The 20,340-nt window shown below is 61.7% G+C and carries 21 protein-coding genes; 19 read left to right on the top strand and 2 right to left on the bottom strand.

Annotated elements, in window-relative coordinates; genetic code table 11:
• The first annotated feature begins 54 nt into the window (after nt 1-54).
• The 10 genes from flhF (at nt 55) to PY254_RS15335 (ending at nt 8,746) form a co-directional block, all read left to right on the top strand.
• Nucleotides 55-1,395 (top strand): flagellar biosynthesis GTPase FlhF, encoded by a 1,341-nt coding sequence (gene flhF / locus PY254_RS15380; protein WP_281012914.1) that lies wholly within the window; start codon nt 55-57, stop codon nt 1,393-1,395.
• A complete protein-coding gene (locus PY254_RS15375; RefSeq protein WP_281012913.1) occupies nt 1,392-2,345 on the top strand; it encodes a MinD/ParA family ATP-binding protein in 954 nt (317 codons plus the stop codon). The genes flhF and PY254_RS15375 overlap by 4 nt, the downstream gene beginning before the upstream one ends.
• Nucleotides 2,342-3,070 (top strand): RNA polymerase sigma factor FliA, encoded by a 729-nt coding sequence (locus PY254_RS15370; protein ID WP_281012912.1) that lies wholly within the window; start codon nt 2,342-2,344, stop codon nt 3,068-3,070. Before PY254_RS15375 ends, PY254_RS15370 begins: the two co-directional genes overlap by 4 nt.
• Nucleotides 3,071-3,134: 64 nt before the next feature.
• Complete coding sequence (cheY, locus tag PY254_RS15365; protein WP_281012911.1) at nt 3,135-3,542, top strand: chemotaxis response regulator CheY; 408 nt, start codon at nt 3,135-3,137, stop codon at nt 3,540-3,542.
• A complete protein-coding gene (locus PY254_RS15360) occupies nt 3,539-4,177 on the top strand; it encodes a protein phosphatase CheZ (RefSeq protein ID WP_281012910.1) in 639 nt (212 codons plus the stop codon). Before cheY ends, PY254_RS15360 begins: the two co-directional genes overlap by 4 nt.
• A 13-nt stretch (nt 4,178-4,190) precedes the next feature.
• The gene (locus PY254_RS15355) at nt 4,191-6,062 is read left to right on the top strand and encodes a chemotaxis protein CheA (RefSeq protein ID WP_281012909.1); all 1,872 of its coding nucleotides are present in this window, start codon (nt 4,191-4,193) and stop codon (nt 6,060-6,062) included.
• A gap of 5 nt (nt 6,063-6,067) precedes the next feature.
• The gene (locus tag PY254_RS15350; protein WP_281012908.1) at nt 6,068-6,808 is read left to right on the top strand and encodes a flagellar motor protein; all 741 of its coding nucleotides are present in this window, start codon (nt 6,068-6,070) and stop codon (nt 6,806-6,808) included.
• A complete protein-coding gene (gene motD, locus PY254_RS15345) occupies nt 6,805-7,860 on the top strand; it encodes a flagellar motor protein MotD (protein ID WP_281012907.1) in 1,056 nt (351 codons plus the stop codon). Before PY254_RS15350 ends, motD begins: the two co-directional genes overlap by 4 nt.
• Nucleotides 7,861-7,899: 39 nt before the next feature.
• Nucleotides 7,900-8,376 carry a chemotaxis protein CheW gene (locus tag PY254_RS15340; RefSeq protein WP_281012906.1) on the top strand — a complete coding sequence of 159 codons (477 nt, stop codon included), beginning with the start codon at nt 7,900-7,902 and terminating at the stop codon, nt 8,374-8,376.
• Nucleotides 8,366-8,746, top strand: a complete 381-nt coding sequence (locus PY254_RS15335; protein WP_281012905.1) for a DUF2802 domain-containing protein — start codon at nt 8,366-8,368, stop codon at nt 8,744-8,746. Before PY254_RS15340 ends, PY254_RS15335 begins: the two co-directional genes overlap by 11 nt.
• A 91-nt stretch (nt 8,747-8,837) precedes the next feature.
• On the opposite strand, the gene PY254_RS15330 is transcribed toward PY254_RS15335, so the two are convergent.
• Nucleotides 8,838-9,089 (bottom strand): flagellar biosynthesis protein, encoded by a 252-nt coding sequence (locus PY254_RS15330; protein WP_281012904.1) that lies wholly within the window; start codon nt 9,087-9,089, stop codon nt 8,838-8,840.
• On the bottom strand, nt 9,086-10,282 hold the full coding sequence (locus PY254_RS15325; protein ID WP_281012903.1) for a flagellar hook-length control protein FliK: 1,197 nt from the start codon (nt 10,280-10,282) through the stop codon (nt 9,086-9,088). The genes PY254_RS15330 and PY254_RS15325 overlap by 4 nt, the downstream gene beginning before the upstream one ends.
• A gap of 171 nt (nt 10,283-10,453) precedes the next feature.
• On the opposite strand from PY254_RS15325, the gene PY254_RS15320 reads away from it, so the two are divergent.
• The 9 genes from PY254_RS15320 to cheD all read left to right on the top strand — a co-directional run bounded on the left by PY254_RS15320 (nt 10,454) and on the right by cheD (nt 20,307).
• Nucleotides 10,454-10,852 (top strand): STAS domain-containing protein, encoded by a 399-nt coding sequence (locus PY254_RS15320; RefSeq protein WP_281012902.1) that lies wholly within the window; start codon nt 10,454-10,456, stop codon nt 10,850-10,852.
• A gap of 14 nt (nt 10,853-10,866) precedes the next feature.
• Nucleotides 10,867-11,229, top strand: coding sequence for a response regulator (locus PY254_RS15315; RefSeq protein ID WP_281012900.1), 363 nt, complete (start codon nt 10,867-10,869; stop codon nt 11,227-11,229).
• Between the two features lie 9 nt (nt 11,230-11,238).
• Nucleotides 11,239-13,236: a chemotaxis protein CheA gene (locus PY254_RS15310; protein ID WP_281012898.1), complete on the top strand. Its 1,998-nt coding sequence runs from the start codon at nt 11,239-11,241 to the stop codon at nt 13,234-13,236.
• 263 nt (nt 13,237-13,499) lie between these two features.
• A complete protein-coding gene (locus tag PY254_RS15305) occupies nt 13,500-15,236 on the top strand; it encodes a methyl-accepting chemotaxis protein (RefSeq protein WP_281012897.1) in 1,737 nt (578 codons plus the stop codon).
• 144 nt (nt 15,237-15,380) lie between these two features.
• Nucleotides 15,381-16,418 (top strand): porin family protein, encoded by a 1,038-nt coding sequence (locus tag PY254_RS15300; protein WP_281012896.1) that lies wholly within the window; start codon nt 15,381-15,383, stop codon nt 16,416-16,418.
• Between the two features lie 112 nt (nt 16,419-16,530).
• On the top strand, nt 16,531-17,037 hold the full coding sequence (locus PY254_RS15295; RefSeq protein ID WP_281012895.1) for a chemotaxis protein CheW: 507 nt from the start codon (nt 16,531-16,533) through the stop codon (nt 17,035-17,037).
• Nucleotides 17,038-17,050: 13 nt separating this feature from the next.
• Nucleotides 17,051-18,778, top strand: coding sequence for a methyl-accepting chemotaxis protein (locus PY254_RS15290; protein WP_281012894.1), 1,728 nt, complete (start codon nt 17,051-17,053; stop codon nt 18,776-18,778).
• Nucleotides 18,779-19,657 (top strand): CheR family methyltransferase, encoded by an 879-nt coding sequence (locus tag PY254_RS15285; protein WP_281012893.1) that lies wholly within the window; start codon nt 18,779-18,781, stop codon nt 19,655-19,657.
• Nucleotides 19,657-20,307 carry a chemoreceptor glutamine deamidase CheD gene (cheD, locus tag PY254_RS15280; RefSeq protein ID WP_281012892.1) on the top strand — a complete coding sequence of 217 codons (651 nt, stop codon included), beginning with the start codon at nt 19,657-19,659 and terminating at the stop codon, nt 20,305-20,307. The genes PY254_RS15285 and cheD overlap by 1 nt, the downstream gene beginning before the upstream one ends.
• Nucleotides 20,308-20,340 lie beyond the last annotated feature (33 nt).

Below are 20,340 nucleotides of genomic sequence, written 5' to 3'. Positions count from 1 at the left end.
CCCACGGCGGAACCACCGCCTGAGCCGGTCAGCCGTCCGGCGGAGCAACGCAGCATGAAGATCAAACGATTCGTAGCCGCCGATATGCGCCAGGCCATGCGCGATGTCCGCGAGGAGCAGGGGCCTGAAGCGGTCATTCTGTCGACCCGGCGAATTGCCGATGGCATCGAGATCATCGCTGCCCTGGATTACGATGAGGCGCTGATGCGCGAGGCCTCGCGTCAAGGTTCACCGGCAGAGGTGGAGGCGGTATCCACGACGCCGGCGGAGGCGCTGCCTGCCGCGCTGGTCGCATCGAGGCCGCCCATGCTGCCCCCTCCGCCACCGCTGCCAGCGAGCACTATTTCGCAGCCGCCTGCACCCAGCGCCACCCGGGTTGCCCAGGTGGCACGTGCGATGGCCGCACAGGCTGCCGCCGCTCAGTCGGCGGCAAAGCCGGTAGAGACCAGTCCCGTCATGGAACGCGCCGCGCAAGACACCGCGCAACTGCGGCGTGAGTTGGGCAACATGCGCGACATGCTGGAGCTGCAGCTGTCCAGTCTGGCGTGGAACGACATGGAGCGCCGCCAGCCGCTGCAGGCCAGAGTGCTGCGCGAGATGACCCGCATCGGCATTGATGCCGACGTGGCGCGCGTGCTGGTGGATGAGCTGCCTGAGCAGATCAATGCCGAGCAGGCCCGTTATTTGCCGCTGGGCATGTTGAGCCGCCGCCTGTTGGTCAGTGGACGCGGTCTGGCCGATGACACGCCTGGCGTCACCGCTCTGGTCGGCCCTACCGGAGTAGGCAAAACCACCACCATCGCCAAACTGGCCGCTCGCGCGGTGATGCGTCACGGTGCCAACCAGGTGGCGCTGGTCAGCACCGACCATTACCGCATTGGCGCTGCCGCACAACTTGAACATTACGGCCGCCTGCTGGGCGTGCGCGTCTATCCGGCCTACGACGGCGACAGCCTGCGCAAGGTGCTGGAAATGCTGCGCGGTCACCACACCGTGTTGATCGACACCGCCGGGGTTGCCTACAGTGACCCGCGGCTCAATCAGCAGCTGGACATTCTCGTCGATGCCAGGGAGCTGCGTTCCACTCTCGTACTGGCGGCCAATACCCACGCACAGTCGCTGGACGATGCGGTACGCGCTTACCTGCCGCTGAAGCCGCAGTCGGTCATCTTGACCAAGCTGGACGAGGCACCAAGTCTTGGCGGTGCGCTGTCGGTGCTTATCCGTCACCGGCTGGTGCTGGACTACACTACCGACGGCCAGCGCGTTCCCGAGGATATTTCCGCCGCTGATGCGCGCGTGCTGGTTTGCCGCGCCGCGCAATCACTGAAGGGGAACGTTCCCGACGATAACCTGATGGCCGAACGTTTTGGTCTCGCGGTGGCTAGCGCATGAGCGAAATAGCATTGGATCAGGCAGCCGGGCTGCAACAAATGCTGGCAGCTTCGGCGGGTGCGGCTCCGGCACCGATGGCTTTGCCAAAACCCGGGCATCAGGCCAGCAGTCTGCTGGATGGCCGCAACCGCACGCCTTGTCGCGCGATTGCCGTGGCGGGCGGCAAGGGTGGCGTTGGCAAGAGCACGGTCGCGGTGAACCTGGCCATGTCGCTGTCGATCGCCGGCCACGACGTGATGCTGCTGGACGCCGACATGGGGCTGGCCAATGTCGACGTGATGCTGGGTCTGACCCCGTCGCGTCATATCGGTCACCTGCTTGACGGTGAGTGCACGCTGGAGGAATTGCTGCTGCCGGCCGCACGCGGCTTGCAGGTCGTTCCCGCCGGGTCCGGCACGCGCCGCCTGGCTCAGCTGAACAATGGCGAGCACGCGGCAATCATCCGCGCCTTCGATGAACTGGCCCATCCGCCCGAGTACCTGCTGGTGGATACGGCGGCCGGGCTTTCCGACAACGTCACCATGTTCGCTGCAGCAGCCTCCGAGGTGATCCTGGTGGTCTGCGACGAGCCGGCATCACTGACTGATGCGTATGGATTGACCAAGGTGCTCAACCGTGACTTCGGTGTTCGACGGGTGCGCATGGTGGCGAACATGGTTCGCAACGAGGGGGATGCGCGGTTGCTGCATCAGAAGCTGGCGCGGGTCAGTGACCGGTTTCTCGATGTGGTGATCGATTTCAGCGGATGGATACCGCATGACGAGCGCCTGCGGCAGGCTATCCGCAGGCAATGTGCCGTCGTCGACCTGTGGCCGTCGAGCCATTCGGCGCAGGCATTCAAGAAATTGGCAGAGTTGGTCGATAAGTGGGCGGAACCGGACCGCACAGCTCTCGACCGGATCGCCTTTTTTGGCGGTCGGACCGTACCGGCTGATGGGGTACCAAAATGAGCGTGGCATCGGAATATCTACAGGTTTCCCGTGAGAGTGCCGATGAACTGGTAAAGCGGCACGCGCCGCTGGTACGACGGATCGCCTATCACCTGATGGGGCGGCTGCCAGCCAGTGTCGATGTGGGAGATTTGATTCAGTCGGGAATGATCGGTTTGCTGGAAGCATCGCGAAATTTTGCCCAGGATCGAGGGGCCAGTTTCGAGACGTATGCGGGTATTCGCATACGCGGCGCCATGCTGGACGAGTTGCGACGCACGGACTGGGCTCCCCGCTCGGTGCATCGCAAGACTCGCGAAGTGGCGGAGATGATTCGTCAGGTCGAAACGGAAACCGGCGCGGAAGCGGATGAGAAGGAGGTTATGCGACGGCTCGGCATCAGTGCCGAGGAATATCACCAGGTACTGGCCGATGCGGCATGTGTGCGTTTGCTCAGCCTGACCGCCTCGGATGACGGGGAAGAAAGTGGAGTCATGGATGTTGCCGACGAGGGCAGTCTGGGTCCCGAGGACAGCATCGAGCGTGATGGCATGCGGGATGCGCTGGCCGAAGCGATCACCAGCCTGCCCGAGCGCGAGCAACTGGTGATGTCGTTGTACTACGAGCAGGAATTGAACCTGAAGGAAATTGGCGCGGTGCTGGGGGTGAGTGAATCACGTGTCTGCCAGATCCATGGGCAGTCCGTGCTCCGGCTTCGCGCAAGACTTACCGGCTGGCGCGGCTGATCAGCCGCGGCATCTGACCATTTCAAGGGCCGCGAATGGCCCTGTAGCGCATGTGGAGAGAGCGTTGGACAAGAACATGAAAATCCTGGTGGTAGATGATTTTTCCACCATGCGGCGAATCGTTCGCAACTTGCTGGTGGAACTTGGCTTCACCAACACGTTGATCCAGGAGGCCGACGATGGCGAGAACGCGCTCGTCATGCTCCGCAACAATCCGTTTGATCTGGTCGTGACCGACTGGAACATGCCGAACATGACGGGCATCGACTTGCTGCGGGCGATCCGTGCCGAGCCGTCGCTGAAGGGTATGCCGGTGTTGATGGTCACCGCCGAGAACAACCGCGAGCAGATCATCGCAGCCGCCCAGGCTGGCGTTAATGGCTATGTCGTCAAGCCGTTCACTGCCGATACGCTCAAGGAAAAGCTCACCAAGATCTTCGAGCGCATTGCCGCCAGCGGGGCAACAGCATGAGCACCACGAATGACACCGCGATCAGCGAAGATCTGCCCGTCGAGTTGCGCGACCTGCTGAACAGTCCCGAAGGTCCAGCCTTCGAACACGCCCTCGACGTGATGGTGCGTCAGCGCGAACAGCACATGTTCCGCGCACTCGGCCAGCTCGCCCGCGACCTGCACGATGCCGTGCGCCGCTTGGGTGGTGATCTTGCCCAGGAAGGCTTCCCCGGTAACGTTGCCAATGCCCGTTTGTATCTGCAGGAAGCGTTGGAGCTGAGCAGCAAGGCCGCGCATGGCACCATCGATTTTGCCGAACGGATCAGTCCTCAGGCGGATTCGCTGATCGGCAATGCCGTCACTCTGCTTGAAAAGTCTCCCGACGCGGCAGCCACCGCGCTGGCACGTGAGTCGACCACCTTCGCCGCCAACTGTCGCGACGGTCTTGCCGACATGGTCGTGGCGCAGTCGTGGCAGGATCTGACCGGACAGCGCATCAAGAAAGTCGATGGGTTTATCGGCACGGTGGAATCGACCTTGCTGGAACTGGTGCGCTTGACCGGTGCGTTGGCTGGCAGCGAAATGCCTGCCAGCGTGGCCAAGATATCCAGTCAGGAAGAGGCCGATCGGCTGCTCAGCGAATTCGGATTTTGAGGACCGGGTCCCGATGAGTGCCGAATTCGACCTCGAGCTACGCCAGGATTTTCTGGTCGAGGCCGGCGAATTGCTGGAGCGCCTCAGCGAGCAGCTGGTGGCGCTGGAAACAGCGCCACGTGACAGCGAATTGCTGAACGCGGTGTTTCGGGCGTTCCATACGGTGAAAGGTGGCGCTGGCTTTCTTGCGCTGGAGCCGATGGTGCTGCTTTGCCACCATGCCGAAGATCTGCTCAACGAAGCTCGCAACGGCAAGGTTGCGCTGGACGCCAATCACATGGATGCGTTGTTGCAGTCGCTTGATCTGCTCAACGAGATGATGGCTGCAGTCAGCGCCGATACGGCCTTGAAGATGCCGCCGCCGGCACTGTTGAAATCGTTGCTGCCCCGCGTCGTTGCCCCGGTAGTGGCAGCGGCGCCGGTGGCAGCACCGGTGGCAGACAGTGCGCCGATCAACGACGACGAATTCGAAGCGCTGCTGGACAGCATGTACGGCAATGCCGTGCCTGGCACAGTCGAGCCGGCGCCGGTGGCGATTGCGCCGGCAGCAAGCAAAACCATCGATGATGATGAATTCGAGGCGCTGCTGGATTCGCTGCATGGCAAGCACATCTCGAATGTGGCGGCGCCCGCTGCGGCTCCCGAGTCGCCAGCCGTATCGGCACCGACGGATGCCGCTCCCGCACCGGCTGCTCGACAAGCCGTGGCGGCAGAAAATTCGGTACGTGTGGATACCGCGCGACTGGACTTGCTGGTCAATCACGCAGGTGAACTGGTATTGGTGCGAAATCGATTGTTGAGCCTGGCGGCCCGCCTCGGTGACGACACGTTGGCTGCCGCAGCCAGCGAGCTGGACCGGGTGACGGACGACCTGCAGGGCGCGGCCATGGGCATGCGCATGCAGCCGGTCGGTCGCCTGTTTCAACGCTTCCCGCGGATCGTGCGCGATCTGGCGCGACAGCTGGGCAAGGATATAGAGCTGGTGCTTGAGGGCGAGGGTACCGATCTGGATCGCAGCCTGGTCGAGGCGCTTGCCGATCCGCTGATCCATCTGCTGCGCAACGCGCTGGATCACGGCGTTGAAATGCCGGACGACCGCGAGCAAATGGGCAAGCCGCGCAAGGGCCGTATTTGCCTGTCGGCCAGCCAGCGTGGCGAGCGCATCGTGATTTCCGTCAGCGATGACGGCAAGGGCATGGACCCGGAAGTACTGCGCCGCAAGGCCGTCGAAAAAGGTGTGATCGACAGCGCCCAGGCAGCACGTTTGAGTGAGAACGAATGCTTTGAACTGATTTTCAGGCCCGGCTTCAGCACGGCGGCAACCGTATCGGACATCTCCGGTCGAGGCGTCGGCATGGACGTGGTGAAGACCCGCGTAGCCGAACTGGGTGGCACCTTGCGCGTGCAGTCGCGACTGGGCAAGGGCAGTGAGCTCGAACTGACCGTGCCGCTGACGCTGGCTGTTTTGCGGGTGCTGATGGTGCGCGTGGAGACCCGTTTGCTGGCGTTGCCACTGGGCAACGTGGCCGAGGTATTCGAACTGACCGAGGGTCAGGATCGCGAGCTGGATGGCCGGCTCGTGGCTGATCATCGCGGTCGCGCCCTGCCATTGGCGGATCTTTCGCTGTGGGTCGGAGTTGAGCCGGGTGCGGCGCGGCATGTGGTGGTGCTGCATATTGGCCATCAGCGCATCGGTTGCATGGTGCATGAAGTGCTGGGTCGCGAAGACGTCATCGTCAAACCGCTCGGTCCGTTGTTCGTGGACGTTTCCGGCATCGCCGGTGCCACCGTCACCGGTGATGGCCGGCTGGCGCTGGTGATGGATCTGGCTGGCCTGGTTGCGGGCACGGGTGAGTTGTTTGCTGCGCTGCAATTGGAAGGCTGATGGCCATGGACAGAATAAGCACCGCCGGTACGATCCTAGGGTTTGTGGTGATCATTCTTGGCACCATCCTCAAGGGCTCAACAGTGGAAGCGCTGTGGAATCCGGCGGCCTTCGTGATCGTGTTCTTCGGCACGCTGGCGGCTTTGCTGGTGCAGAACCAGGGCACCGTAATCAAGCGTGCGCTGTCGATGGCGAAAATGGTCTACCAGACGCCGAAGCATCGGCCGCATGACCTGATCAGCCGGGTGGTGGGCTGGAGCGAAATCACCCGTCGCCAGGGTCTGCTCGGGCTGGAGCCACAGATTGAGGTCGAGAAGGACCCGTTCATCAGCAAAGGTTTGCAATTGCTGGTTGATGGTGGCGAGCCAGACGCCATTCGCAGCGTGCTGGAAGTCGACATGAGCACCCGCGAAGCGATCGATCTGGCTGGTGCCAAGGTCTACGAGAACGCCGGCATCTATTCACCCACGCTGGGGATTATCGGTGCCGTGATGGGCCTGATGGCGGTCATGCAGAATCTGTCTGATCCGAGCAAACTGGGTCACGGTATTGCGGCAGCATTTGTCGCCACAATCTATGGTGTGGCCTTGGCCAATATGTTCATGTTGCCCATGGCGGCACGGCTGAAGGCGCTGGTGGGCAAGCAGTCCCTCATGCGCGAAATTTTAATTGAAGGGCTGGTGTCGATCGCGCAAGGAGACAATCCAAGGCAGATTCAGACCCGCCTGCAGGGTTACATCGAATGAGGAAGCACAAGCACGAGGAGCACCTCAATCACGAAGCATGGGCCATCCCCTATGCCGACCTGATGACCTTGTTGCTTGCGTTCTTTGTGGTGATGTACGCGGTGTCGGTGGTCAATGAAGGCAAGTACCGGGTGATGTCCAATTCACTCATACAGGCATTCAATGGTTCCAGCGGCAGCACTGCCGCGCCCTCGCCGGCCACGCCGGGCAAGGTGAATACGTCGGCGGCAGTGTCGGTCAAGCAAACCGGCGCGGCGGTCAGCCCGGTTGCGCTGCCGATAGCGTTGCGGCCGCCACCGGTAGCCGGTGCAGGCAGCCGTCCCGGCGTCGGCAACGACAAACTGGAGCAGAAGAACCTCCAGCGAATCGAAAATCAGGTTCGCCAGGCATTGCAGCCGCTGATCGAGCAGAAGATGGTGGTCGTGCGGCGCAAGCAGGATGGGCTGGAGATCGAAATTCGCACCGACATTCTGTTTCCCAGCGGGGTGGCTCAGCTGTCCACGACGGCCAACGCGGTACTGAGTAATTTGGCCACAATTCTCGCGCCATTCCCGAATCCGTTACGGGTGGAAGGCTTTACCGACAATGTTCCGATCAACACGCTGCAGTTTCCGTCGAACTGGGAATTGTCAGCAGCACGGGCGGCCAGCGTGGCGCGTCTGTTTGCCGCCAGCGGCGTCGACCCCGCCCGCCTGGGCATCATCGGTTGGGGTGAAGTGCGGCCGGTGACCGACAATGCCACCGTGGCAGGCCGTAACCAGAATCGGCGGGTAATTGTCGTGGTGATGAATGACCAGACGAAACCTCAGCGCGAAGAGACTGACGCCAACGATCTGCACGATATTGCCGCTGCCCCAGGGCCGACGCCCGTAACCGACAATCTGCCTGCGGCATTGGCCCGCCCGACGTTGCCACCCGTGGTCATCGCTCGCTCCAGGTTGCCGACTACGCCATCCGACATCGCGGTTGAGGCGCAGTCTGCCGAACATTCACCAGCGGCTGTTGTGGAAACGTCTCGTTCAATACCGCGACGTGCCGGTCCGGACCGCTAGAATCCAGATGACTTTTTTCAATGACCGCAGGATGCCTGAATGAGCGCCATCGAGTCCGCCTCTGCGCAGGCTAGCCGGCAATGGCTGTCGTTCCAAATCGGCGCGCAACTTTACGCCGTGCCTCTGATTGCGGTGAACGAAGTGATTCGTGACGGTGATGTCACGCCGGTGCCGGGTGCTCCTGACGATGTGCTGGGTGTGCGCCATCTGCGTGGACGGATCGTTCCGGTACTGGATGGTTGCCGGCGGATGGGTGTGCCGCAGCCCACTAAAGATCTGACCCGCGTGCGCATTGTCATGCTGGTGCATGGTGGCCATCTGGTGGGCGTCCGGGTGGACGCCATCGGCGAGCTGCTGAGTACTGATGGCATCACCATCGAGCCGCCACCGCCGGGTCGAGCCAGCCGCAGTGATGATCCGGTAACGGGCGTGATGTCCTGGCAGGGTGGTTTTGTGGCCATGCTCGACGTATCCCGACTGTGTCGACTGCGCGGAGACGCTGGTCATGTGGCTTGAACTAGGCGTTTCCGTATTGCTGTTGCTGGCGGTGCTGCAGTCGGCTCTGCTGTTGCGTTTGTGGCGGCAATCGATGCAGTTGCAGCAACGCATCGACTTGTTGTCGCACGAGACCTCACAAGCAGCCTGTACCGACGTGCCCACTTCAATGCTGGTCACCGCGCTGGGGCGAGTGGAGCGGCAGATGCAGCAGATCGAACAGCAGATGCAGCAGATCGAACAGGCGCCACCGCCGCCCACGCATCAGGCTTATGAACTGGCGCAGCAACTGGCGCGCGAAGGCGCCGACCTCGAACATCTGGTGAGCCGTTGCGGGTTGTCTCGCGACGAGGCCCGGCTGGTCATGCAGATGCATCCCGCCAATTCCTGATGACAGCGAGTCCTGATTACAGCGAGTCCTGATTGCAACGAGTCTTGATGACAGCGGGTTGTGGTCGCCACCGGCATCGAACGCGGCCGAGCTATTCCCCGGCAGCGTCATAAATGGCTGCCAGCACGGACGCGGCGGAAGCGTACAACTGAACCGGTACGTCGTCGCGCAGGCGCAAGGCCGCGAGCAGTGCAGCGATCTGGGCGTCATGGTGTAGGGGTATGCCGGCTTCCCTGGCTCGCGCAAACAGCAGTTCCAGCGACTGTTCCTGCATCGGTTTGACTTCATCGTTACTACTGGCCAGCCGCAGGCTGACCCGGCGCAGAGGTGGTTGGCTGTTCATGCGATTGCCTTCAGCAGCAGTGCACTGCTCCGTCCCGGGGTTTGCGGCACGCCTACCTGGCAGCTCAACTGGTCAAGCAGCACGCCGCACGCGGCCAGGCGCTGACGTAATGGGGTGAACTGTTGTTCCAGACGTTGCGCTGTGTCGACGCGCTCTGCCCACAACCGTACCGACAGGCGCGGCTCGCGTAGCTGCAGCTCACCCTGAACCGGGCCGAGTGCGGGCAGGTCGAGTGCAAAGCCCATGGTCCAGCTCGGCGCGCCATCAACTACATCGGCGCCGTGCTCCAGCTTTACCTGAAGCACATCATTGCCATCCTCGCCACGCACGGGAATCTCGACAATCCAGGCGGTGGCTGGATGGGCGCTGGCATCCAGCTGTGCTACCTCGACCCGTGCCAGTGCGGCCTTGGCATCGCCATGCAAGCGGCTCAGCAGGGCCGTTACATCGTCATCAGCCATCTGCGGCAGGCCCAGCCTCGCCTGGGGTTGCAGCCCGCGTTGCAGCAGCGGCGGATCGACGTTATCGCGGTCGGGATGAAGCGGTGCCGTGGTTCCTTTGTCGGTTGCGCTGTCGGCGGCGTTCGGGTTGCGCGGTGCCGTCGCGACCCGCTTGTCGAGCAAGCCGAGCAGGCGCAGCAGGGCGCCTTTCCAGTCATCGGCGCCCGCTGCCGGTTGTCCGTTGCCTTGGGGGGCGAGCAGGCCGGACTCAAAGAACATGCCGCTGTTGCGGATCGCCTCCCGCAATCCTTCCCCGCGGGTAACCTCTGCAGGCGTGCTCAGCGCTTGCTCCAACACGGCAAGTGCGGTGCGGATGTCTGGCGGCAGCTGGCGCAGTGCAGGGCGCTGGGCCAAGGCCGACAGAGTAGCCAGCAACGGGGCGTAACTGTCCTGTTGCGGCAGCCGTTCACGCAGCATGCGCTGGAAAGTAGGGTCCGGGCTTTGCGAGAGGATCTCCAACTGGGGTTGCGCGCCCATGTTGAGCACCCGAACCTGGAATTGGGAGGGCAACTGGGCGTGCGCCACATCCGCCTCAACCGTCATTGCGCCAACCTGCAACACCAGCAACCCCTGCGGATTTACCCCCAGCGGTCGGGCTGACAGCACGGTACCAATGCGCCAGCTCTGCGCCGTGGTGCCGGAAGCGGCACCAGCCCAGGTAAGCGCAGCAATACTTATCGGAGGGATGTTCAAGCAGGGTTCCTGCGTTAGACGCGGGGCGGCAAAAGGGCGATCGAGGATACATCGGCCAAATCCCGGAATACTTGAGTGCGGATTCAAGGCAAAGTTTCGCCGGTGTGCCACGTCTGTCGACGTGGCACTTCAAAGTCCCGCTAAAGCGAATCGGTGATCGGTCGATAAACGATGAGCAAGCGCATGCTTGTAATGCGTGGAGTCATTGGCATGGGCGGCAAGCGAACGGAAAAACTGCATGCGGCGGATCATCCGCCCGTGACGGCTTCGGCTGCAGACAGTGCTGCCATCTCGGTCATCCGGCTTCCGGCCGACTGCCGTTTGGGTGCCCAGACGGCGTTGAAGGCGCAACTGGAAGCGGTACTGCAGGCCGGCGAGATCGTGATCGATTCGACGGAGCTTGAGCGTGTGGATACCGCGGCGCTCCAGTTGCTGGTGCTGTTCCGGCGTGAGCTGGAGCAACACGGCGGCACCCTGGTATGGCGCGGCACCCATGAAATCCTGGACGAGGCGGCGGGCGTCCTCGGTCTTGAACAGTTATTGAACCTGCCGGCGGCAACGTCGGCCTGATGCGAGGTGGCAGCATGGCAAAGATTCTTGCGGTAGACGACTCGGCTTCGATGCGTGGCATGGTGGCCTTCACTTTGCGCGGCGCCGGCTACGAAGTGACCGAGGCGGAGAATGGTCAACTGGGGCTGGATGCCGCGCGTGAAAACGCGTTCGCGCTGGTTTTGGCCGACGTCAACATGCCGGTGATGGACGGCATTTCGATGGTACGTGCGTTGCGCGCGCTGGATGCCTACAAGGGCGTGCCGATCCTGATGCTGACCACTGAATCGCATACCGAAAGAAAGATGGAAGGCAAGGCAGCCGGCGCTACCGGCTGGCTGGTCAAGCCGTTCGATCCGGAGCAGTTGCTGGCCACTGTCAAGCGCGTCCTGGGCTGAGGAACACCCATGAGCACCGTCGATCTGAGTCAATTCCACAAGACCTTCTTCGAAGAGAGCCAGGAAGGGCTGGACGCGATGGAAGTGGCGTTGCTGGCACTGGACTCGGGATCGACCGACACCGAACTGGTCCACACCATTTTCCGTGCCGCACACTCGATCAAGGGCGGCGCCGCCACCTTCGGCTTTACCGACGTGGCGGCGTTCACTCACGTGGCGGAGTCGCTGCTGGAAGAGGTGCGCAGCGAGCGGCGAGGCGTGGATGCCGAACTGATCGACATGTTGCTGCGATCGGTGGATTGTCTGCGCGCGATGCTGGCGCGATCGCGCAGTGGCGAACCTGTGGCGGACGCTGAAAGCGAGGCGCTCCGCGTCGAGCTCAATACCCTCGTCAGTGGAGAGCCCGCAGCGGCAGCCGTGGTTGCTGCACCGAAGGCCGCTCAGGTGGAAGCCTGGAACATCCGTTTCATCGCCTTGCCACACTTGTTGCAAACCGGTAATGACCCGCTGCGACTGTTTCGGGAATTGCAGCAATTGGGTCGGCTGGAAGTGCTGCGCGCCTTTGTCGTTGAAGCGGCACCCGCGCAACTGGCCCAGCTCGACCCGGGTCAGTGCTACCTGGGTTGGGAGCTGCGCTTGCACGCGTCAGTAACCCGAGCAGACGTTGCTGCGGTATTTGACTGGGTCGACGGCGACTGTGAACTTTCCATCGATCCGGTGGAGGCGACTGCGGCCGCTGAGCCGGCGCCTGCGGCACCTGCTGCGGTGGCGCCGAAGGCGGGCTCGACACCGCGGGCGGTGCGTGAGACGGCCTCGGCCTCCAGCGATGGCGGCTCGATTCGCGTAGGCATCGACAAGGTGGATGCCCTGATCAACATGATGGGCGAGCTGGTGATCACCCAGTCCATGCTCAGTGACATCGCCGAAAACTTCGACCCATCGCAGCTGGAGCGGATGCGCGAAGGTCTGCTGCAGCTGGAGCGCAACACGCGTGAGTTGCAGGAAAGCGTGATGCGGATACGCATGCTGCCGATTGGCTCGGTATTCAATCGATTCCCGCGCTTGGTGCGTGATCTAGAAAACAAGCTCGGCAAGCAGGTCAAACTGGAACTGCATGGCGAACACACCGAGCTGGACAAGACGGTGCTGGAAAAGATCGGCGACCCGCTGGTACATCTGGTGCGCAACGCGATCGATCACGGCCTGGAGTCACCCGAGAAGCGTCGCGCCGCCGGCAAGTCGGAAACCGGCACGCTGCGCCTGGATGCCTACCACGAAGGTGGCAATATCGTGGTGCAGATCAGCGACGACGGCGCGGGTCTGAACCGCGCCGCGATCATCAGCAAGGCCGAGCAGCGCGGCTTGATCCGGGTCGGCCAGGAACTCGATGACGCCGAAGTGGCGGAACTGATCTTTCAGCCGGGTTTCTCCACGGCGGCACAGGCTACCGATCTTTCCGGACGTGGCGTCGGCATGGATGTCGTGCGACGCAATGTGCGCGATCTTGGCGGCACCGTCGGTGTGCGCAGCCAGACCGGCAAGGGCAGTGTGTTCACCATCTCGCTGCCGCTGACGCTGGCCATCATCGATGGTCTGGTCACGGCGGTGGGTGGCGAGCGCTACATCGTGCCGTTGATCTCGATCATCGAATCGCTGCGCCTGCAGCCCGACATGATCCGCAAAATCGCCGGTGGCGGCGAAGTGTTCCATTTTCGCGAATCCTACCTGCCGATCATGCGTCTGTACCGCTCGTTTGGTTGCCAGGACGCAATTACCAACATCGAGCAAGGCATCGTGGTGGTAGTCGAGGAAGAGGGCAAGCGCGTCGGCTTGCTGGTGGATGATTTGCTGGGTCAGCAACAGGCCGTGGTGAAGTCGCTGGAGGCGCATTACCAGCGCGTCCAGGGTATTTCTGGCGCCACCATTCTCAGCGATGGATCGGTTGCGCTGATCGTTGATGTCAGTGGAGTGGTACGTCTGGGTCAGCAGCGAAGCAAGGCCGCTTGATCGCGCTCATCAACACGGCGCGGTGAAACGGGGGCGGCGGTGACGAAAGTGTCGTGGCCTGAACGTGGCGTTGCGTTTTTCTGGTGCTCGAAATCGCCGTGATGCCCTTCTGACCCGAGCCTTCTTGTTTTTGATGCACGTGTTTTTGCTACTGGCGTTTTCGGGGTGCCTGACGTTTCTATGCCCACGCATCGGTCTTTCCCGGCTCGATAGGTTCGGCCAGTTCGAGTGTTGGTTTCCTGCGGTTTCGAGGGGTCTGCGATATGCGTTCACTCAAGCGTTGGTCGTTCAGCCGAATGAGTCTCAACGCGCGGGTGGCGCTGGTGGTGGCAGCGGTGATAGCCGGCTTGGTCACCCTCACGGTGCTTGGCGCATTTGCCACTCGTGCCCGGCAGATGCAAGGGCTCGAGGACACGTTGCGCAGCACGATCGAGGCATCCTCGTCTGTAGCCAATGGATTTCATGAGCGTGCCGTCAAAGGCGAGTTCAGCGAGGTCGAGGCCCAGAAGCTGGCGCTGGCGCAAATCAGCGAGATGCGCTGGAACAAGGGTGCCGGCTACATCTTCGTGTTCGACACCGACTTGGTCATGCGCATGCATCCGCTGCGCCCGAACTGGACTGGCAAGGATGTCAGTGCAGAGACTGACGCCAACGGCATGCAGCACTATCGACTCATGTCCGAGGGTGACGTCAAGGCTGGCCACGATCTGATCACCTATGTGCAGAAAATGCCGGATGGCAGCACCAAGGACAAGGTTACCTATTCACAACTGTTCAAGCCGTGGAACCTGAACCTGGCCGCTGGGGCGTATTACGACGACATCAACGCCCAGTTCAGGGAATCGCTTGAAGTTCACCTGGCAGAAGCAGGTGCGATCGCCTTCCTGGTCACCTTGCTGGTGTGGCTGTCGATGAGCAGCATTCGCAAGAGCATTGGCGGCGAACCCGACTTCGCCCTTTCCATGGCGGCACGCATAGCCAATGGAGATCTCAACAAGGATGACGGCGGCAAGACGTTTGCCGAAGGCAGCTTGTTGGGTGAGTTGGTGCGAATGCGCGACAAGCTGATCAGTATCGTCGCCGAGGTTCAGGAGGGTTCCGATGCGGTGAGCACGGCAGCCCGGCAGATCGCCAAGGGCAATGATGATTTGAGCCAGCGTACGCAGGAACAGGCCTCCAGCCTTGAGGAGACCGCCGCGTCGATGGAGGAGATGACCTCCACCGTGAAGCAGAATGCGGAGAACGCCAGTTTTGCCAGCCAACTGGCCAGTGGCGCCCGCGAGCAGGCCGAACGTGGCGGCAAGGTGGCGGCACAGGCGGTGGCCGCGATGGGTGAGATCAACGCGTCGAGCCGGAAGATCGCCGATATCGTGGGCCTGATTGACGAGATTGCGTTCCAGACCAACCTGCTGTCGTTGAATGCGGCGGTGGAGGCGGCCCGTGCTGGTGAGCAGGGCCGCGGCTTTGCCGTGGTAGCTAGCGAGGTGCGCAATCTGTCTCAGCGCAGCGCGTCGGCAGCGAAGGAAATCAAGGGGCTGATCAACGAAAGCGTCGAAAAGGTTCAGGCAGGTAGTGAACTGGTGGACCAGTCCGGCACGGCGCTGGCTGACATCGTGGACAGCGTGAAAAAGGTTACCGACATCGTGGCGGAGATCGCCGCGGCCAGTCAGGAGCAATCCACCGGCATCGACCAGGTGAACCGCGCGGTCATGCAGATGGACGAGGTGACCCAGCAGAACGCTGCGTTGGTCGAAGAGGCCTCGGCAGCGGCGCGCGCCATGCAGGATCAGGCCGGCGAGCTGCAGCGACAAATGACCTTTTTCCGTTTGGACGGAACAGCCGAGGCGGCTCTGTTGCCGCTGGCGGTGGTGGCTTCTTCCGCGGCGCCTCGCGTGGCATCACTGCCGCGCAAGGCTGCCGCCGGGCAGGGCGCAGAAGCCTCGCGGCCGGCTTCGGCCAAGGCGGCCGCTAGTTCATCTGGCGCATGGACTGAGTTCTGAGTCGACACCCCATGATCGAACATTTCGGTAAAGCGATGGCAGCTTGGTGCGGCCATCGCTGCTGAATCACCGCCGGTCGTAATTCGGACAAGCTGGCCATCGATGATGGCGCTGGCACGACGGGCAAGCAATCAAGGAATTTCCATGCATACCTTGCCGCCATCAGCCCGACGCGGAGTTTCAGCATTGGTGCTTGTCTCCGTGTTGAGCCTGACCTGCGCAAGTACCCACGCAGCTGACTTCACCTTCGGTGGCAAGCTGTTTGCCGACATCAGTCAGTTGCAGCAGAACAACCATGTCGCACATACCCAAGGCAGCGCGCCGGATGCTGACCTGAAGCGACTCTATCTGGATGCGGACTATGCCTTCGATCCGGTCTGGTCGGCACACCTCACCACCGACATCAACTGGCTGCGGGGCCATCCCGATGCCGATTTTTGGATAAAGCACCTCTACGTGCAGCGCAAGTTTGGCCCTGCCACCGTGGTACGCGTCGGCGTCGACGACATGCCGCTGCTGGCCTTCAATAGTCAATGGTATGGCTATCGCTACGTTGATTCGATCGGTACATCGATGCAAAAAATCGACAGCGTGGCGGATTGGGGCGTGCACTTGAAAACCCGGCTGGCGCCGACAGTGGATCTGGCTGTGTCGGTGGTGAGCGGCGGTGGTTACAAAGAGCCCACTCACGGTCATCGCGCCGACGTTGAGGCGCTGCTGGCGTGGCACACCAGCAAAAACACGGTGTTGGCACTGGGTGGCTACGATGGCCAACTGGCCGCCAACGATGATCCTCTGCGGCCGCTGTACCACACTGCTCGTCGCATCGACCTGATGGCGGCGTATGCCGATGACATCTGGCGCTTTGGTGCGCGTTACGCCTATGCCAGCAATTGGGCGAATCTGTACACCGTGCAAAGCGACCGGGCAAGCAATTGGTCGAGCTGGGCGAGCCTGCGGATAGCACCCCGATGGAGCGTGTTTGCGCGCTACGACTACAGCAAGCCGAATCGCCTGCTTACCCCGTCGCGCAAGTCTACTTATGCCGATGCCGGCGTGGAGTGGAAGCCGTTGAAGAAACTGCGGCTGGCCTTGGTTCTCAAGCACAACGCACTGGAGAGCGCCGGAAACCTGATGCGTACCAGCAACGAAGCAGGCCTGTGGACCGAATGGGCATTTTGACCTGCCCAGCCAGCTTTCGGCAGCGTCGGGATGCGTACTCAAGTTTCGGGCTTTCTCGCCGACACAGTTGGGGAAAATCGCATTCGCAAGCCCCTCATGAGGTGACCCTTCCATGTATGAGAACGACCAGGGCACGGCGCCGACCGTGCAGCAACTGACCTTCAACCTGGCGGGTGAGGAATACGGCGTCGACATTCTGTCCGTGCGGGAAATTCGTGGCTGGTCAAGGGTCACCCGCATTCCCCAGACGCCGGCCTATCTGCTCGGCGTGCTGAATCTGCGTGGCGCGATTGTCCCGATCATGGACTTGCGTCTGCGTTTCGGTCTGGAGCGCGAAGCCTATGGCGACAGCACCGTGGTCATCATTGTGGCCGTGGCCGAACGCCTGTTCGGCATCGTGGTTGATGCCGTGTCCGACGTGGTCGACATCGACCCGGCAGCGATCAAGCCGGTACCGGACATGGGCGCGGTGGTGGAAACCCGGTACCTGAAGGGTCTGGCAACCCATGTCGAGCGCATGGTGATGCTGCTGGACGTGGAAAAGCTGATGCGTCCTGACGAGGTTGAAAAACTGGACGCTGCGCTATCGCACGTCCAGGAAGTCGAAGTTGCCGCTTGAACCTGGAAGATCAATGAAGATCAAGAATATTCTGACGCGTGTTGCCACATTGCCGACGTTGAGCGTCAAGGTCCGCCTTATCAGTGTGCTGGGGTTGCTTGGGGTCATGCTGATCGTGGGGGCGGTGATCGGCCTTGGCGCCATGAAGATGCAAAATGACGGAACCAGAAAGATCTACGAAGATGAATTGGTGCCAGCGAATCTGGTTTCCATCATCGCCGGGCGGTCGCTGTTGTCGTACATCGCGTTGGGTGCGGCTACCACGCTGATCAACCAGCCTGATCAGATGAAGCAGAAGATCGACGACTTCAACAAGGCGCAGCTCGACATCCTGCAGGCGCGCAAGAAGCTTGAAGCCATTCCGATGGATGGCTCGGTGGAAAAGTTGTACAAGGATTGGACGGCAACCGATGCCGATATGAAGTCCAACAGCAAGGACTTGCTCGACGCGCTGGCGGCCAAGGACGAAAGCTCGCCCGATCTGCTGGACATGCAGTTGCGGCCGTTGATGCTGGACCGACAGAGCCGGCTGGAGAAGGTCAACGAGCAGCAGCGCGCGATTGCGCAGCAGACTTACCTGAAGCAACAGAAATCCTACGAATTCGTGCGCAATATCACCGTGGCGTCATTGCTGGCCGGTTTGCTGGTGGCGCTGATTCTCGCGGTGTTGCTGATTCGCTCGATCACCACCCGGCTGAGCCGGGCGATCGGTTATGCCAACGCCATTGCGCAGGGACAACTGGGTCACAAAATCCAGGTTGTCAGAAATGACGAACTGGGCAAACTCATCGAAGCCTTCCGGGTCATGGATGAGCGGTTGAGTGACATTGTGGGTGAGGTTCACGAGGGCGCCGAAGCGGTAAGTACCGCAGCCCAGCAGATTGCGCGTGGCAATGACGACCTCAGCTCGCGCACTCAGGAACAGGCCTCCAGTCTGGAGGAAACGGCGTCTTCGATGGAGGAGATGACCTCCACCGTGAAGCAGAATGCGGAAAATGCCAGCCACGCCAATCAGCTCGCTGTCGGTGCGCGCGAACAGGCGGAGTTGGGTGGTCAGGTGGCGGCCAAGGCCATTGCGGCCATGGGCGAGATCGATGTGTCCAGCCGCAAGATCGGTGACATCGTGGGCTTGATCCAGGAGATTGCCTTCCAGACCAACTTGCTGGCTTTGAACGCGGCCGTCGAGGCTGCCCGTGCCGGTGAGCAGGGTCGAGGTTTTGCGGTTGTCGCGTCCGAGGTGCGCAGCCTGGCGCAGCGCAGCGCAGGCGCCGCCAAGGAGATCAAAAGTCTGATCAACGACAGTGAGGAAAAAGTGCGTACCGGTTCGGAACTGGTCAACCAATCCGGCAAGGCATTGTCCGACATCGTGGAAAGCGTGAAAAAGGTGACCGACATCGTTGCCGAGATCGCAGCGGCCAGTCAGGAACAATCTGCCGGCATCGATCAGGTCAACAATGCGGTGATGCAAATGGATGAAGTGACCCAGCAGAATGCCGCGCTGGTCGAAGAGGCCTCGGCCGCGGCGCGACAGATGCACGAGCAGGCTGGTGAGCTTAGTCGCCAGGTGAGCTTCTTCAAGCTGGGCGAGAATGACGTCGCTGTTTCTGCTTCCTCTGCAGGCGCTGCGCGCAGCGCGGTGGTTGCCACCGAGGCTGTGCTTGCCGCCGTGCGCAAATCCTCGCCCGCACCGGCCCGGAAAGCCGTTGCCGAAACCAGTGGCGGTGCGTGGAAGGAGTTCTGAATGAGCACCACGACGGCTACGCTTGACGATGAATCGGCGGCAAGCAAAGGCCCGGCCTTGGGTGATGCCGAATTCACGTTCCTGCGGCAGTTCGTCTACGACCACCTGGGTATTTCGCTGGGTGAACACAAACGACAATTGGTGCAGGGACGCCTGTTCCGCCGTCTTCGAGCGCTGCGCCTGCCCAGCTTTGCCAGCTATTGCGAGCTTCTGCGCAACGATCCGGAGGGTGAGCTCGGCGAGCTTGCCAGCGTGATCAGCACCAACGTCACCTCGTTCTTTCGCGAGATGCACCATTACGATCTGTTGATCGACGAACTGCTGCCGCGCTGGATCGATCACAAGCGCCGTGGTGGAGACCGTCTGCGCATCTGGTCGGCTGGATGCTCCACCGGCGAAGAGCCGTATGCGCTGGCCATGGTGCTCGCCGAGGCGCTGGAAAAGCGCGGCGCCGCCAATGTCGACGCAAAGATTCTTGCCACGGATCTGTCGCCGCAGGCGCTGGAGACTGCGCGCAAAGGCGTGTATCCGGTGGATCGACTTACTGGCATCAGCGACGAGCGTCGCCGTCGCTGGCTGTTGCGTGGCTCGGGTGAGTTCGACGGTCTGGCCAGTGTGCATCCCCGGCTGCGCGAACTGGTCACCATTCAGCCGCTCAACCTGCTGCATGACTGGCCGATGAGTGGGCCGTTCGACGCGATTTTCTGCCGCAACGTAGTGATCTATTTCGACCAGCCGACGAAACAGAAGCTGTTCAAGCGCTACGCGCAATTGCTGCCGATCGGGGGCTATCTGTTTCTCGGGCACAGCGAGTCGCTGCATGGGATCAACGATGATTTCGAGCTGATCGGTCGCACCGTTTACCGGAAAAATCGTTGATGAACATTCGGCTTGCCGAACGCCGGACAACACCGGTGGTTTCCCCGGCACCGCCCGGCTTTGAGCATCTGCGGCGGTTCTGGGACCCAACCCATTCCTGCGTGACGGTGAAAGTGTTGCCGGGCGAGTACTACGTCAGTGATCAGGAAGAGCTGGTCAGTACAGTGCTGGGTTCGTGCGTTTCGGCTTGCATTCACGACGCGCGCCGTGGGTTGGGTGGCATGAACCACTTCATGTTGCCCGAGCCGGTGGGTGAGCGTGACAGCTGGTCCTCCACCGTCGGTCGCGCTGCTCGGTACGGCAGCGACGCCATGGAACAACTGATCAATTCCATCATCAAGGCGGGTGGTCAGCGTGCCGACATGCGCGTCAAGATATTTGGTGGCGGCAGGGTGTTGGCCCAGATGAGCGATGTGGGCAAGCGCAACATAGAGTTTGCGCAGCGTTATATCGCTACCGAGAACCTCACCCTGGTGGCATCTGACCTGGGTGATATCTATCCGCGGCAGGTGCAGTTCTTTCCGCACAGTGGTCGGGCGCGCGTGCGCCAGTTGCGACGCAAGGACGACGTGGCACTGGTGGCTGATGAGAAGGGTTACCTCAAGCGTTTGGCAAATGATCCGATAACGGGTGAGGTTGAGCTTTTCTAGCGCTACTTCAGAGTGACTTCAACACGGCGGCGC

This window comes from Rhodanobacter sp. AS-Z3, assembly GCF_029224025.1.
GTDB lineage: Bacteria > Pseudomonadota > Gammaproteobacteria > Xanthomonadales > Rhodanobacteraceae > Rhodanobacter.
This window is presented reverse-complemented; position numbering and strand designations above follow the sequence as displayed.